The sequence below is a fragment of the Streptomyces sp. NBC_00122 genome, assembly GCF_045160845.1.
Classification (GTDB): Bacteria; Actinomycetota; Actinomycetes; order Streptomycetales; family Streptomycetaceae; genus Streptomyces.
Window position 1 is genome coordinate 6,581,573 of the sequence record NZ_CP108191.1, and the last position, 13,231, is coordinate 6,594,803.

Annotated in this window: 12 protein-coding genes and 3 pseudogenes; 11 read left to right on the forward strand and 4 right to left on the reverse strand. The window is 72.7% G+C overall.

Going from position 1 to position 13,231, the window contains the following annotated elements; all coding sequences use genetic code 11:
- Position 1 precedes the first annotated feature (1 nt).
- The 6 genes from hypB (at position 2) to OG737_RS29980 (ending at position 6,194) form a co-directional block, all read left to right on the forward strand.
- Positions 2-811 (forward strand): hydrogenase nickel incorporation protein HypB, encoded by an 810-nt coding sequence (gene hypB / locus OG737_RS29955; RefSeq protein WP_328929324.1) that lies wholly within the window; start codon positions 2-4, stop codon positions 809-811.
- On the forward strand, positions 811-3,222 hold the full coding sequence (hypF, locus tag OG737_RS29960) for a carbamoyltransferase HypF (RefSeq protein WP_328929325.1): 2,412 nt from the start codon (positions 811-813) through the stop codon (positions 3,220-3,222). The genes hypB and hypF overlap by 1 nt, the downstream gene beginning before the upstream one ends.
- Before the next feature lie 13 nt (positions 3,223-3,235).
- Positions 3,236-3,604, forward strand: a complete 369-nt coding sequence (locus tag OG737_RS29965) for a HypC/HybG/HupF family hydrogenase formation chaperone (protein WP_328929326.1) — start codon at positions 3,236-3,238, stop codon at positions 3,602-3,604.
- Entirely contained in the window at positions 3,601-4,737 is a 1,137-nt protein-coding gene (gene hypD / locus OG737_RS29970) for a hydrogenase formation protein HypD (RefSeq protein ID WP_328929327.1), read from the forward strand. The genes OG737_RS29965 and hypD overlap by 4 nt, the downstream gene beginning before the upstream one ends.
- Positions 4,738-4,831: 94 nt before the next feature.
- Positions 4,832-5,821 carry a hydrogenase expression/formation protein HypE gene (gene hypE / locus OG737_RS29975; protein WP_328930517.1) on the forward strand — a complete coding sequence of 330 codons (990 nt, stop codon included), beginning with the start codon at positions 4,832-4,834 and terminating at the stop codon, positions 5,819-5,821.
- Positions 5,822-5,951: 130 nt separating this feature from the next.
- Positions 5,952-6,194 (forward strand): DUF6158 family protein, encoded by a 243-nt coding sequence (locus OG737_RS29980; protein WP_328929328.1) that lies wholly within the window; start codon positions 5,952-5,954, stop codon positions 6,192-6,194.
- Between the two features lie 26 nt (positions 6,195-6,220).
- Here OG737_RS29980 and OG737_RS29985 read toward each other — a convergent pair whose 3' ends face one another.
- Positions 6,221-6,721, reverse strand: a complete 501-nt coding sequence (locus tag OG737_RS29985; protein WP_328929329.1) for a DUF6328 family protein — start codon at positions 6,719-6,721, stop codon at positions 6,221-6,223.
- A gap of 134 nt (positions 6,722-6,855) precedes the next feature.
- On the opposite strand from OG737_RS29985, the gene OG737_RS29990 reads away from it, so the two are divergent.
- Together OG737_RS29990 and OG737_RS29995 are read left to right on the forward strand one after the other, a co-directional pair.
- Positions 6,856-7,428: a TetR/AcrR family transcriptional regulator gene (locus OG737_RS29990; protein WP_328929330.1), complete on the forward strand. Its 573-nt coding sequence runs from the start codon at positions 6,856-6,858 to the stop codon at positions 7,426-7,428.
- A gap of 10 nt (positions 7,429-7,438) precedes the next feature.
- Positions 7,439-8,962 carry an MFS transporter gene (locus OG737_RS29995; RefSeq protein ID WP_328929331.1) on the forward strand — a complete coding sequence of 508 codons (1,524 nt, stop codon included), beginning with the start codon at positions 7,439-7,441 and terminating at the stop codon, positions 8,960-8,962.
- On the opposite strand, the gene OG737_RS30000 is transcribed toward OG737_RS29995, so the two are convergent.
- On the reverse strand, positions 8,925-10,304 hold the full coding sequence (locus OG737_RS30000; RefSeq protein WP_328929332.1) for a tetratricopeptide repeat protein: 1,380 nt from the start codon (positions 10,302-10,304) through the stop codon (positions 8,925-8,927). The two genes, OG737_RS29995 and OG737_RS30000, sit on opposite strands and share 38 nt — an antisense overlap.
- A 139-nt stretch (positions 10,305-10,443) precedes the next feature.
- Between OG737_RS30000 and OG737_RS30005 the strand changes: the two genes are divergently transcribed.
- The 3 genes and pseudogenes from OG737_RS30005 to OG737_RS30015 form a co-directional block, all read left to right on the forward strand.
- Complete coding sequence (locus OG737_RS30005; protein ID WP_328929333.1) at positions 10,444-11,823, forward strand: M64 family metallopeptidase; 1,380 nt, start codon at positions 10,444-10,446, stop codon at positions 11,821-11,823.
- Positions 11,824-11,896: 73 nt separating this feature from the next.
- Positions 11,897-12,018 (forward strand): annotated as a pseudogene (locus tag OG737_RS30010) (IS5/IS1182 family transposase); the annotation flags it as partial.
- Positions 12,010-12,132: pseudogene (locus tag OG737_RS30015) on the forward strand (IS5/IS1182 family transposase); the annotation flags it as partial. The pseudogenes OG737_RS30010 and OG737_RS30015, both read left to right, overlap by 9 nt.
- A 56-nt stretch (positions 12,133-12,188) precedes the next feature.
- On the opposite strand, the pseudogene OG737_RS30020 reads toward OG737_RS30015, so the two are convergent.
- Together OG737_RS30020 and OG737_RS30025 are read right to left on the reverse strand one after the other, a co-directional pair.
- Positions 12,189-12,347: pseudogene (locus tag OG737_RS30020) on the reverse strand (GntR family transcriptional regulator); the annotation flags it as partial.
- 190 nt (positions 12,348-12,537) lie between these two features.
- Positions 12,538-13,227 (reverse strand): response regulator transcription factor, encoded by a 690-nt coding sequence (locus OG737_RS30025; protein WP_328929334.1) that lies wholly within the window; start codon positions 13,225-13,227, stop codon positions 12,538-12,540.
- Positions 13,228-13,231 lie beyond the last annotated feature (4 nt).

Consider the following 13,231-nt stretch of genomic DNA (forward strand, 5'->3'; position numbering starts at 1 on the left):
CATGTGCCGAGTGGTCGATCTACGGCAGGCGGTGCTCGCCAAGAACGACGAGGTGGCGGGCACCCTGCGCGCCGAACTCACCGCACGCGGAACCGCGGTCGTCAACCTGCTCTCCAGCCCGGGCAGCGGGAAGACCGCGCTGCTGGAGCGCGAACTGTTGCTCGCCCGGGAGCGGGGGGTGCCGGTGGCCGCGCTGACCGCCGACCTCGCCACCGAGAACGACGCGGTACGCCTGGCCCGTTCCGGCGTACCGGTCAAGCAGGTGCTGACCGACGGGCTGTGCCACCTGGAGGCGGGGATGCTCGGCCGGCACCTGGACGGGTGGCTGCCCGAGGACACCCGGATCCTCTTCGTGGAGAACGTCGGCAACCTCGTCTGCCCGGCCTCCTACGACCTCGGCGAGTCCCTGCGCGTGGTCCTCGCCTCGGTCACCGAGGGCGAGGACAAGCCGCTGAAGTATCCGACCGCCTTCGGGCTGGCTCAGCTGGTGGTGGTGACGAAGACCGACATCGCGGAGGCCGTCGAGTTCGACGAGGCGGCCTTCCGCGCGAACGTCCAGCGCGTCAACCCCGGCGTGGAGGTGGCGCTGACGTCCGCCCGCGCGGGGGAGGGCGTGGGCCTGCTTCTCGACCGGGCGCTGGCGGTCGGCGCGGGCGCGGCGGCGCACACGCCGGTCATGGCGCGCGATCCGCACGCACATGGACATCGGCATGGGCTTGGGCACGGACACAGTCACGGCGACGGGCACGATCACGATCACGGCGACGGGCACGGGCACGGGACCCCGCAGCCCGTGGCGCAGACCCGCTGATGGAGGCCGTCCAGCGCCGCCGCATCATCGTCCGGGGCGTGGTGCAGGGCGTCGGCTTCCGCCCGTACGTGTACACCCGTGCCACCGGCCTCGGCCTCGCCGGGCACGTCACCAACACCCCTGACGGCGTCGTCGCGGAGGTCGAGGGCAGGGCGGACGCGGTCTCGGAGTTCTGCGAGCGGCTCGCGGCGGAGGCGCCCCCGCTGGCCGTGGTGGACGCCGTCGAGCACTGCGAGGTGCCCGTGGCCGGCGGCGCCGGGTTCACCATCGTCGCCTCCCGGACCGGCGGCCCCGCCCGCACGCTGGTCTCCCCTGACGTGGCCACCTGCGCGGACTGCCTCGCCGAGCTCACCGATCCGGCCGACCGCCGCCACCGCCACCCCTTCATCACCTGCACGCACTGCGGGCCGCGCTTCACCATCGTCACCGGGCTGCCCTACGACCGCGCCCACACCACCATGGCGGGCTTCCCGATGTGCCCCGACTGCGCCCGCGAGTACGCCGACCCCGCCGACCGCCGTTTTCACGCCCAGCCGGTCGCCTGCCCGGCCTGCGGGCCCCGGCTGCGGCTCCTGGCGGGACACCCGCCCCGCGAGGTGACCGGAGCCGACCCGGTCGCCGCGGCCCGCCGGCTGCTGGCCGACGGGGCGATCCTCGCGGTGAAGGGACTCGGCGGCTACCACCTCGCCTGCGATGCCACCCGCGCCGGCGCCGTGGCGGAGCTGCGCCGCCGCAAGGACCGCGGTGACAAGCCGTTCGCGCTCATGGCCAGGGAGCTCGCCGACGTCGAGCCCCTCGCCCACATCGGCCCGGAGGAACGGGCCCTGCTCACCGGCGCGGTCAGACCGATCGTGCTGCTGCGCCGCCGGGGCGGGGACGCTCCGCGCGCCCTGGACGCCTTGGCCGAGGCAGTGGCCCCGCGCTGCCCCGACCTCGGCGTCATGCTCCCGTACACGCCCGTGCACCACCTGCTGCTCGGCCTGCCCGGCGACCCGCCGGGCCCCCGCGTGCTCGTCATGACCAGCGGGAACCTCTCCGGCGAGCCCATCGTCACCGACGACGACGAGGCCCTGGACCGGCTCGCCCACCTGGCCGACGCCTGGCTCACGCACGACCGCCCGATCCATGTGCCCTGCGACGACTCGGTCGTGCGTGTCTGCGACGGCGAGCCGCTGACCCTGCGGCGCTCCCGAGGCCACGCCCCGCTGCCCGTGCCGCTCCCGCTGCCGGTCCCGGCGACCCTCGCCGCCGGGGGAGACCTGAAGAACACCTTCTGCCTCGGCGAAGGACGCCGGGCCTGGCTGTCCGCGCACATCGGCGACATGGACGACCTCGCCACCCAGTACGCCTTCGAGCGGGCCGAGCGGCAGCTGGAGTCCATCACCGGCGTCACGCCCGCCCTGCTCGCCGCCGACCGGCACCCCGGCTACCGCTCCGGCCAGTGGGCCCGGCGTGCCGCCACCGGCCGGCCGCTCGTCCGCGTACAGCACCACCACGCGCACATCGCGTCCGCGATGGCCGAACACGGCCGGGGCGGCGACCGGAAGGTCATCGGTGTCGCCTTCGACGGCACCGGCTACGGCGACGACGGCGCGGTCTGGGGCGGCGAGTTCCTCCTGGCCGACTACGCCGGGTACACGCGCTTCGCCCACCTCGCCTACGCCCCCCTGCCGGGCGCGGACGCCGCCGTGCACCGCCCGTACCGCATGGCCCTGTCCCATCTGCGCTCTGCGGGCATCGACTGGGCGTCGGACCTGCCCTGTGTCGCCGCCTGTCCGCCGGATGAACTGCGCGTACTGCGCGGGCAGTTGGAGCGGAACCTGAACTGCGCGCCCACCTCCAGCATGGGCCGGCTCTTCGATGCCGTCTCCTCCCTGGCGGGTGTGTGCCACCGCTCGGGCTACGAGGCGCAGGCCGCGATCGAGCTGGAGTCCGCGGCGCTCACCGCCTCCGGTGCGCACGCCGGAGGCGCGTACGCCTTCGGCCTGCGCGATCCCGCGGACGGCGACGGCGACGGCGACGGCGACGGCGACGGCGACGGCGACGGCGACGGCGGCGACGCGACCGCCGCCCCCGTCACCGCCGACCCGGCGCCCGTGCTCGCCGCCGTCGTCGCCGACGTACGGGCGGGCGTGCCCACGGCGGTGATCGCCCACCGCTTCCACGCCTCCGTGGCCGCCCTCGTCGGCGAGCTCTGCGGGCTCGCCCGCGAGCGGCACGGCCTGGACACCGTCGCGCTGAGCGGCGGCGTCTTCGCCAACACCCTGCTCTCCTCGGCGTGCGCCCGCATCCTGCGCGAGCGGGGCTTCACCGTCCTGCGGCACACCCGCGTCCCGCCGAACGACGGCGGACTGTCCCTCGGCCAGCTCATGGTGGCGGCAGCGGTCCGCCCCACGCAACACCACCCCTAGCGAAGGAGAACCCATGTGCCTGGCGGTACCCGGCCGAGTGCTCGACATCGGGGAGAGGGACGGCACCCGCATGGCGACCGTCGATTTCGGCGGCGTGCAGAAGGAGGTCTGCCTGGAGTACCTGCCGGACCTCCAGGTCGGTGAGTACGCCATCGTCCACGTGGGATTCGCCCTTCAGCGCCTCGACGAGGAGTCGGCCAAGCAGACTCTCGAACTCTTCGCCCAACTCGGCATGCTGCAGGAGGAGTTCGGCGATCCCTGGGAGGCGGCCGCAGCGGCCGGAGGCGCCCCCTGGCCCTTCGACGACGAACCGGACGGCCTTGACGTTCCCGCCGGAGCGGCGCCGCACGGAGAGGTCCGGCAGGAGGAGATCCGCAAGTGAAGTACATCGACGAGTTCCAGGACCCCGAGCTCGCCCGCCGGCTGCTCGACGACATCCACGCCACCGTGACCCGCCCCTGGGCCCTGATGGAGGTCTGCGGCGGCCAGACGCACACCATCATCCGGCACGGCATCGACCAACTGCTCCCGGAGCAGGTGGAACTGATCCACGGTCCGGGCTGTCCGGTGTGCGTCACCCCGCTGGAGGTCATCGACAAGGCTCTGGAGATCGCCTCCCGTCCGGACGTGATCTTCTGCTCCTTCGGCGACATGCTGCGCGTCCCGGGCACGGGCCGCGACCTCTTCCAGGTGAGGAGCGAGGGGGGCGACGTACGGGTCGTCTACTCCCCGCTCGACGCGCTGCGGATCGCGCAGGACAACCCGGGGCGCGAGGTGGTGTTCTTCGGCATCGGCTTCGAGACCACCGCACCGCCCAACGCCATGACGGTGTACCAGGCGAAGAAGCTGGGCATCCGCAACTTCAGCCTGCTGGTCTCGCACGTCCGCGTCCCCCCGGCCATCGAGGCGATCATGCGGTCGCCGAGCTGCCGGGTCCAGGGCTTCCTCGCGGCCGGCCACGTGTGCAGCGTGATGGGCGTGGGGGAGTACCCCGAGCTGGCGGCCCGCCACCGCGTCCCGATCGTCGTGACCGGTTTCGAGCCGCTGGACATCCTCGAAGGCGTTCGCCGGGCCGTACGGCAGCTGGAGCGCGGCGAGCACACCGTCGACAACGCCTACGCGCGCGCCGTGCGCCCGGAGGGGAACCCGGCGGCCCTGGCCATGCTGGAGGACGTCTTCGAGGTCACCGACCGCGCCTGGCGCGGCATCGGCGTCATCCCGGACAGCGGGTGGCGGCTGTCGGCCCGCTACCGGGAGTACGACGCCGAGCACCGCTTCTCGGTGACCGGGATCAAGACCCTGGAGCCGGCCGAGTGCCGCAGCGGCGAAGTGCTCCAGGGGCTGCTCAAACCGCACGAGTGCGAGGCCTTCGGCACGCTGTGCACCCCGCGCAGCCCGCTCGGCGCCACGATGGTCTCCAGCGAGGGCGCGTGCGCCGCGTACTACCTGTACCGACGGCTGGAGCTCACTCCCGCCACGACCGCCGTATCGCCGGAGGCGAGCCCCGTTGCCTGAGACAACACTGCCCGGGACCGTACGGCCCGGGACCACGCTCGACATCACCGGCTGGACCTGCCCGGCCCCCCTGCGCGACCGGCCCCGCGTGGTGATGGGCCACGGCGGCGGCGGCGCGCTCTCGGCCGAACTCGTCGAGCACCTCTTCGCCCCCGCGTTCGGAGGTGAGGTACTGGCCCAGCTCGGGGACTCCGCCGCCCTGTCGCTCGGCGGAGTCCGGCTGGCCTTCTCCACCGACTCCTACGTCGTGCGGCCGCTGTTCTTCCCCGGCGGCAGCATCGGCGATCTGGCGGTCAACGGCACGGTCAACGACCTGGCCATGAGCGGGGCCGCAGCCGCCTACCTGTCCTGCGGGTTCATCCTCGAAGAGGGCGTCGAGGTCTCCGTCGTGGCGCGGGTGGCCGAAGCCCTGGGAGCGGCCGCGCGCGCGGCCGGGGTGGAAGTGGCGACCGGCGACACCAAGGTCGTCGAGTCGGGCCACGGCGACGGCGTGTACATCAACACGGCGGGCATCGGGCTGATCCCCGACGGGGTGGACCTGCGGCCCCAGCGCGTCGTCCCCGGCGACGTCGTGATCGTCAGCGGCGAGATCGGCCTCCACGGGGTGGCGATCATGAGCGTCCGGGAGGGCCTGGAGTTCGGCGTGGACGTCGAGAGCGACTGCGCGGCCCTGGGCGGTCTCGTACGAACGATGCTCGCCGTCACTCCGGACCTGCACGTCCTGCGCGACCCCACCCGCGGCGGTCTGGCGGCCTCCCTCAACGAGATCGCCGCCGCCTCCGGCACCGGCGTCGTCATCCACGAGGGCCGTGTCCCGGTCCCCGCCGCCGTCGGCAACGCCTGCGCGATCCTCGGCCTCGACCCGCTCTACGTGGCCAACGAGGGCAAGCTGGTGGCCTTCGTCCCGCGCGAGCACGCCGACGCGGTCCTCGACGCCATGCGCGCCCACCCGCTGGGCCGTCACGCGGCGGTGATCGGCGAGGCGGTCAGTGCACACCCCGGCCTTGTCGTGGCCCGCACGGGCCTCGGCGGCACCCGGGTGGTCGACCTGCCGATCGGGGAGCAGCTGCCGCGCATCTGCTGAGCCGGGCGGGGCAGGAGCGGGAAATACCGGAAACCGGTCGGCCGGGCCGCGCGGCGCGGTGCGGGTGATGATGGAAGCGGAGGGCCGCTTCGGCGAGGGCCGACCCGAGCGCGGAGGAGGTGTGCGTGCCATGACGGAGCACGATGGCGGTCCGTCGGCGCGGAAACTGGAGGAAGGCCGACTGCTCAAGGAGCTGGAGGCCATCCACCGCACGCGCCACGAGACCCTGCTGCACGGGTCGGACGACGCCCTGGTCACCCACACGCAGCGGATGAACGAGCTGGAGCGCGAGTACGTACGCCGCCACCCGCAGCGGGCCCAGACCGCCGGGCGTACCCGCTCGGGCGCCCGGGCCCGCATCACCGGGGATTAGAGCCGGGCGGAGAGCGGGGCCGGGCGTCAGTCCTCGCTGGTGTAGCGGCTGCGCGCCCACAGCGGCAGGACGAACCAGCACAGCAGGTACCACGCCAGCACCCCGGCAACCAGCCACGGCACGACGGTGTTGTCCGTGGCCACCCGCAGGATCAGGAAGAGCGCGGTCGTCAGGGTGGCCAGCAGCAGGACGAGGCCCGCGAAGGTGAGCCGTGAGGCCCAGACGACGGCCTGCGGCTTGATGCGGCGGCCCGAGACGATGCGGTGGAAGGCGACCGGTCCGATGAGCGCGCCGGTCGACAGGGACCCGAGGACGACGGTCACGATGTAGACCGTCTTCTCGGTCTGGGCCAAGCCCTGGAACTGCGGGGTGAACACCACCGTCAGGAGGAAGCCGAAGAGGATCTGCACGCCGGTCTGGGCGACGCGGATCTCCTGCACCAGCTCCTGCCACTGCCGGTCCGCGCGTTCCTGTTCGGTCTCGTTCCTGCCGTCGCCCCGTTCCGCGCCCTTGCCGTCGTCGCGCATGCGGTCTCCCGATGGGTGTGCCCACGGGGTCGCCTACCCGGGTGCCGTGCGCCCATGCCGTGCGCCAGAAGTGGGTCATGTTTGCCTCGCGTGAGACAATTTTGTATCGTTCGAGGCGAAGGAGGCTCATCGTCGTGCACGAGAACGAATTGCTGGACGGCGCGGCGCGCGTCCTCGCCGGAGATCACAGCGCCTCCATGGTGCAGATCGCCGCCGGGATCGGGACCAGCCGCGCCACGCTCAGCCGCCGCTACGCGACCCGCGAGGCCCTGCTGAAGGCGGTGGCGGTGCGGGCGATCCAGGTGGTCGACGAGTGTCTGACCCCCGCGGACCTGCCGGAGACCGCCGACGGCGCCGCATTCGACGCGGCACTGGAGGAACTGGTCATCGCCCTGATGCCCGCGGCGCACCTGTACGGCTTCACCTCGCGGGACGCCACCGTGCTCGCCGACCCCGAGTTCCGCGCCGGTGTCGACCGGCAGGACCGGCGGGCGCTGGCCTTCCTCGCCCTCGGCCAGCGGCTCGGGCGGCTGCGTACCGACCTGCCGCCGTACTGGATCTGGTACTCGCTCTGGGGTCTGCTCGACGCGGCCGCCGAGGGCGTTCGCGACGGGCACCTCGCCCCCCGGCAGATCGGCCACCTGGTCCTGACGTCCTTCGTCAGCGGGACGCGGTTCACCGCGCCCCCGCCCCCCGCGCAACCCTGATCGGAACCCCATGCACACCCCCTCGCAGGACCCCCGCCGGTGGATCGTCCTGGCGATCCTCTCCGGCAGTCTCCTGCTCATCTCCATGGACACCACGATCCTCAACGTGGCCTTCCCCTCGCTCGTCGGCGACCTCCAGCCGTCCGCCGTACAGCAGCTGTGGATCATCGACGTCTACGCCCTCGCCCTGTCCGGCCTGCTGGTCACCGCAGGCGCGCTCGGTGACCGCTGGGGCCGCAAGCGGCTGCTCATGGCCGGCTTCGGCATCTTCTCGCTCGCCTCGCTCATAGCCGTCCTCTCCACCGAGGCCTGGCACGTCATCGCGGCCCGCGCCCTCCTCGGGGTCGGTGGCGCGGCCATCATGCCCGCCACCCTGTCGATCCTGCGCAGCGTCTTCACCGACGCCAGGGAACGCGCCTTCGCCCTCGCCGTCTGGGCGGCCGTCTTCGGCGGCGGCATGGCCTTCGGTCCGGTCGTCGGCGGACTGCTGGTCCAGGACTACGGCTGGCACTCCGCCTTCCTCCTCAACCTCCCCGTCGCCGCCGTGATCACGGCGGCCGGCATGCGCTACCTCCCCGAATCGCGTGCCCCGCGCAGTACCGGCGCGTGGGACTGGTGGGGCGTCGCCCAGTCCATCGTCGGCATGCTCGCCCTCGCCGGAGGCATCAAGCAGCTCGGCAAGAGCGGCGTCGGTGACCCGCTCCCCTGGGCGCTGCTCCTGCTCGCCGCCGTCGCGCTCACCGTGTTCGTACGCCGCCAGCTGCGCGTGGACAACCCGTTGCTCCAGGTGCGGCTGTTCGCCAAGCCCGCCTTCAGCGTCGCGGCCACCGCGATCTTCCTGCCCATGGTGGGCATGGGCGCGATCCTGTTCCTGGTCACCCAGTGGTTCCAGTACGGCCAGGGCTACACCCCGCTGGAGGCCGGGCTTCGGCTGCTGCCCGCGCCGCTCGCCCTGATCTGCGCCTCGATGGCGGCCCCCGCCCTGATGCAGCGCTTCGCGATCCGGCACGTGCTGGGCGCCGGTCTGGTCGTCCTGGCCGCGGGCATGGCCATGCCCTGGACCCTCCAGCAGTTCACCGAACTCGGCTACCCCGCCTTCGCGGCAGCCCTGACCGTCATGGGCCTCGGCGCCGGCATGGCGACGACGGTCGCCTCGGTCACGCTGATCTCCGCGGCGCCCGCGGACGAGGTGTCCAGCGCCGCCGCCATCGAGGAGACCTGCTACGAACTGGGCTCGGCCATGGGCGTCGCCATCCTCGGCTCGACCGCGGCCGCGCTCTACCGGGGCAACCTGCCCGCCCTCGACCTGGACGGCCCGAGCGCCGCCGCCGTCCGGGACTCGGTCGGCGAGGCCGCCCACACCGCCGAGCGGCTGGGCGGCGCCCTCGGCCAGGCACTGCTGGACACCGCCTCGCACGCCTACACCCTCGCGATCACCCCGGCGTTCCTCATGGCCGGCGGCCTCGCGGTCACCGCCGCGGTGACGACCTGGGCGCTCATCCCGCGGGATCTCCAGCCCACCGAGAACCACTGACCCGGGCATCTCGGAACGCGGGTGCCACGGGCGCCGGGCCCAAGGTGGTCGTGCCCGGCGCCGCCCGGTGGCCCAGGCCCGTGCGGTACGCGTCCAGGGCGGCCTCCGTCCGGCCGGTCCGGCGCAGCAGGTCGCCCAGCATCCGGCACAGATCGGCCAGGTCGCCCGTGGCCCCGCTGCGTTCCAGCAGCGCCAGCGCCTGCACGTAGTGCTCCTCCGCGGATTCGGCCTCGCCCCGCTCCTCGGCCATCAAGCCGAGGAGCCGGTGCGCGCCGCCCGCGTGCACGGCGCCGTGGCTGTCCCCGAGCTCCAGCAGCGCCGACAGCAGCTCCGCGGCTTCCCCGTACCGGCCGAGCCGGCGCAGTACGTCGGCCAGCTCGACCTCCACCTGCGCCGTGTACAGGGCGGCGCGCCGGGCGGACAGCATCTCCCGGGCCGTACGCAACTCCCTCTCGGCCGAATCGAGTTCGCCGTTCTGGGCCTGTACGTAGCCGCGCATCCAGTGGCAGTGCGCCAGGTCGGTCCGCAGCCGCAGCTGCCCGTAGATCGCCTGGGCCTTGGCCAGTGAGGCGTCGGCGTCGGCCACCCGCCCCTCGGCGAGGAAGGTCCGCGCCACCTGCCGGTGCATCCCCGCCACCAGCGCCGGATCGCTGACCTGCGGGGCCAGGGCGAGGGCGAGCTCGGCCGCGTGGGCGGCGCGGGCGTGGGCGCCCATGTCCATGTACGGCCCGATCACCGCCGCGTAGAGCAGGACCAGCGCCTCGGGGTCGGCCAGTCCGCTCGTGCTCAGCTCGTCGATCGTGGACTCCAGCAGGTAGCAGGCGTAGCGCAGCTCTCCGGCGAGCAGGTGTGCGACGGCGCGGCCGCGGATGGGGCGGGCGCGGCGGGGCAGCGGCTCATCGGCCAGCAGCCGCTCGGCCGCCTCGAAGTGGCGGATCGCGCCCTGGAGTTCGCCGGATTCCAGGGCGCAGTCGCCCAGTCCGAGCAGCGCCTCCGCCTGCTCGGGGGCCAGCGCGAGTTCCTCCGCTTCGTCGAGCAGCTGCCGGTAGCGGACGGCGGCCTCGTCGGCGGCGCCGGTCGTGAGCGTCTGCTGGGCCTCGGCGAGGGCGAGCCGCACCTCGGTGGCCAGGTGCGGGGGGCGGCCGGTGGTCAGCTCCTCGTACGTGGTGCCCAGGCGTCCGGCGAGGAAGCGCAGCGCGGTCTCCGAGGGGCGGACCCTGCCCGACTCCAGCGTGGAGATGTAGGCAGGGGTGTAGTTGGGCTCTGCCAACTGTCTTTGGGTCAAGCCGAGTTCGCCGCGCATGCGCTGAACTCTGAGGCCGATACGGGCTGGTTCGTCCATGGATTCCCCCTGGTTGCTCGAACTCCCAAGTATTCAGCGGGAACAGGCCATTGCGCACGCCCCGCGCGCGACCTAATTTAAGCAACCAGTTCAACAGGCTTATTCCGATGCTTAACTTCCTTTCCAGGGGGATGACTTCATGCTTCGAGCCAGACATCCGGCCGCCCGTCCGGCCGTCCGCACCGCTCTGCGCGGAGCCGTCGCGGCGGCCTGCGCCACCGCCGTACTGGTGGCCGCCGGGCCCGCGCGCGGGGCCGACGCGCCAGCGAAGGCCGCGGTGGGGACGGGGGTGGAGGTCGAGATACCGGGGCCGGAGCACGGCGGCGACGCCGGATCCGGCCACACCCGTGTCCCGGCCGCCGGTGCCCCGGCGAAGAGCGCGGGAGGGCTCTCGGCCGCCGAGCGGGAGGCCGACGGCGAGGTCACCAAGATGATCGACAACGGCTCCACCGCCGACCGCCTCGACGTCGTCGTCATCGGCGACGGCTACACCGCTGCCGAACTGGAGCGCTTCCACGCCGACGCGCGGCAGAAATGGGACGAGGTGACGGCCGTCGAGCCGTACACCACCTACCGGAACCTCTTCAACGTGTGGACCGTCGACGCCGTCTCCCGCGAATCCGGCGTCTCAGGCGACCCGGACGCGGCCACCGTCCGCGACACCGCCCTCGGCTCGTACTTCTGGTGCGAGGAGATCGAGCGGCTGCTCTGCATCGACCAGCCCAAGGTCGACGCGTACGTGGCCAAGGCGCCGGCCGCCGACCTGGTCATCGTGCTGGCCAACAGCGCCAAGTACGGCGGAGCGGGCTACAACGAGCGCAGCGCCACCCTCGGCTACGAGGGCATCTCGACCGCTTCGGCCGGCCACGCCAAGTCCGGCCAGGTCGCCATCCACGAGACCGGCCACTCGCTCGGCAAGCTCGCAGACGAGTACTTCTACGTGGGCGTCCCGGGCTACGAGAAGTACACCGGCCCCGAGCCCGGCGAGTCCAACAGCTCCACGCTGGCCGCCGACCCGATGGCCGGACAGCGGGCCAAGTGGTACCGCTGGCTCGGCGAGCCGTCCCCGGACGGCGGCACGGTCGGCGCGTACGAGGGCGGCGGCTACTACGTCTCCGGCCTGTACCGGCCCACGGACAACTCGATCATGCGGGTCCTCGGCAAGCCCTTCAACCTCCCCGGTGTCGAGGCGATGATCGGCGGCTTCTACCAGCACGCCAGGACCGTCGCGCCGATCACCCCGACCGACCGCACCCTGCGGGCGCGCCACACCGCGAGGGCGGCCGTGCCGAAGCTGGCCGGCGCGGACGGCCGCCAGCTCGTGGTCAAGTGGTACCTGGACGGCCGGGAGCTGAAGCGGTTCGAGGGCCGGACCGAGGTGGCGGTGGCCGAACTGTGGCTGTTCGATTTCCGCACGCACCGGCTGTCGGTGACCGCGGAGGACCGCACGCCCTCGGTGCGCGACCCCAGGATCGCCCGCACCCTGAGCTCCACCGCGCAGTGGACGGTCCGGCTCTAAAGGGTGTTGCAGAAGGCTTAGTTCTGGGCATTTTGCCTGCATGGGTGGGGTGTTGCGTGCTGAGCCGGTGTGAGTGGAGACGTTCACGGGCTTGCGGATGGAGCGGTTCGCGAAGCTGGTGAAGGTGGTGCGGGAGCGGGGCGGGACGGTCCGGGTGGCGGCCCGCCGTGGTGTCTGCCGCTGGCGGACCGGGTCTTCGCCCGCATGAAGAACTGGAAGATCCTCCGCGACTGCCGCCAGAGGGGCGACGGCCCCCACCACGCCGTCCAGGCCGTCGCCACCATGCACAACCTCACCCTGGCACGGTGAAACAGCAGGCCAGACACCACCCTGGCCTGCCCGAGACAGACCTTCTGCAACGCCCTTTAGGTGTATTGACCTGAATCGTCGGTCAGAGCAGCCGCGGTCAAGGTGAGGTGCTGGACCAAGAGTGCGGCTGCGGTGTCGGCGTGGCGGGCCAGCGCCGCCTCCTCCAGCCTGCGGTGTTCCTTGGCGCCGTCCCGGCCGGGGTTGCGGTGCGCCGACGGGGTGGGCGTGCGGAAATGGCGTCCGGGCGGTCGGCGCGCGGACGAACGGGGCCGTGGTGTGGCTCCGCTGGCTCATGCGTGCTGTTTCGGGCCGTCGGCCGGACGGACCCACCCGGGCCTCGCCGTCGGGCCTGGAGCTGTCTGGCCCCGGGACCGGCCTGGCTCCGGGCGGGTCGAGGGTGTTCGATCAGGCCGTGCCGGACGCCAGTCCGGCGCGGTGGGCGAGGACGACTACTTGGACCCGGTCGCGCAGGCCGAGTTTGGCCAGGATGCGCGAGACGTAGGTTTTGATTGTTTCCGGGGCGATGAAGAGGGCTTCGGCGATCTCCGCGTTCGAAAGGCCCTCGGCCACCTGTTGGAACACGTCCAGCTCGCGCGGGGTCAGTGCCTTGACGACCGTTTCGCGTTCGGGGTTGGTGGGGCGGATGTGCTCGGCGAAGTGGCCGATGAGGTGGCGGGTGACGGCGGGAGCGAGCAGGGCCTCGCCCCGGGCCACCGTCCGGATCCCGTTGACCAGCTGGGCCGGTGGTGCGTCCTTGAGGAGGAAGCCGCTGGCTCCGGCCTTCAGGGCGTCGTACACGTACGCGTCGACGTTGAAGGTGGTGACGACCAGCACCTTCGGCGGATTCTCGGCATCGGGGCCAGCCAGTTGGCGGGTGGCCTGGATGCCGTCGAGCAGGGGCATGCGGATGTCCATCACGACCACGTCGGGGCGCAGTCGGCGTGTGGCCTGGACCGCCTCGTGCCCGTTCTCGGCCTCGCCGACGACCTCCATGTCGGGCTGCGCGGAGAAGATGGTGACGTAGCCGGTGCGCACCAGTGCCTGGTCGTCACAGACGAGTACACGGATCGGCGGCGTCGCGTCGCTCTCGCTCACGGGG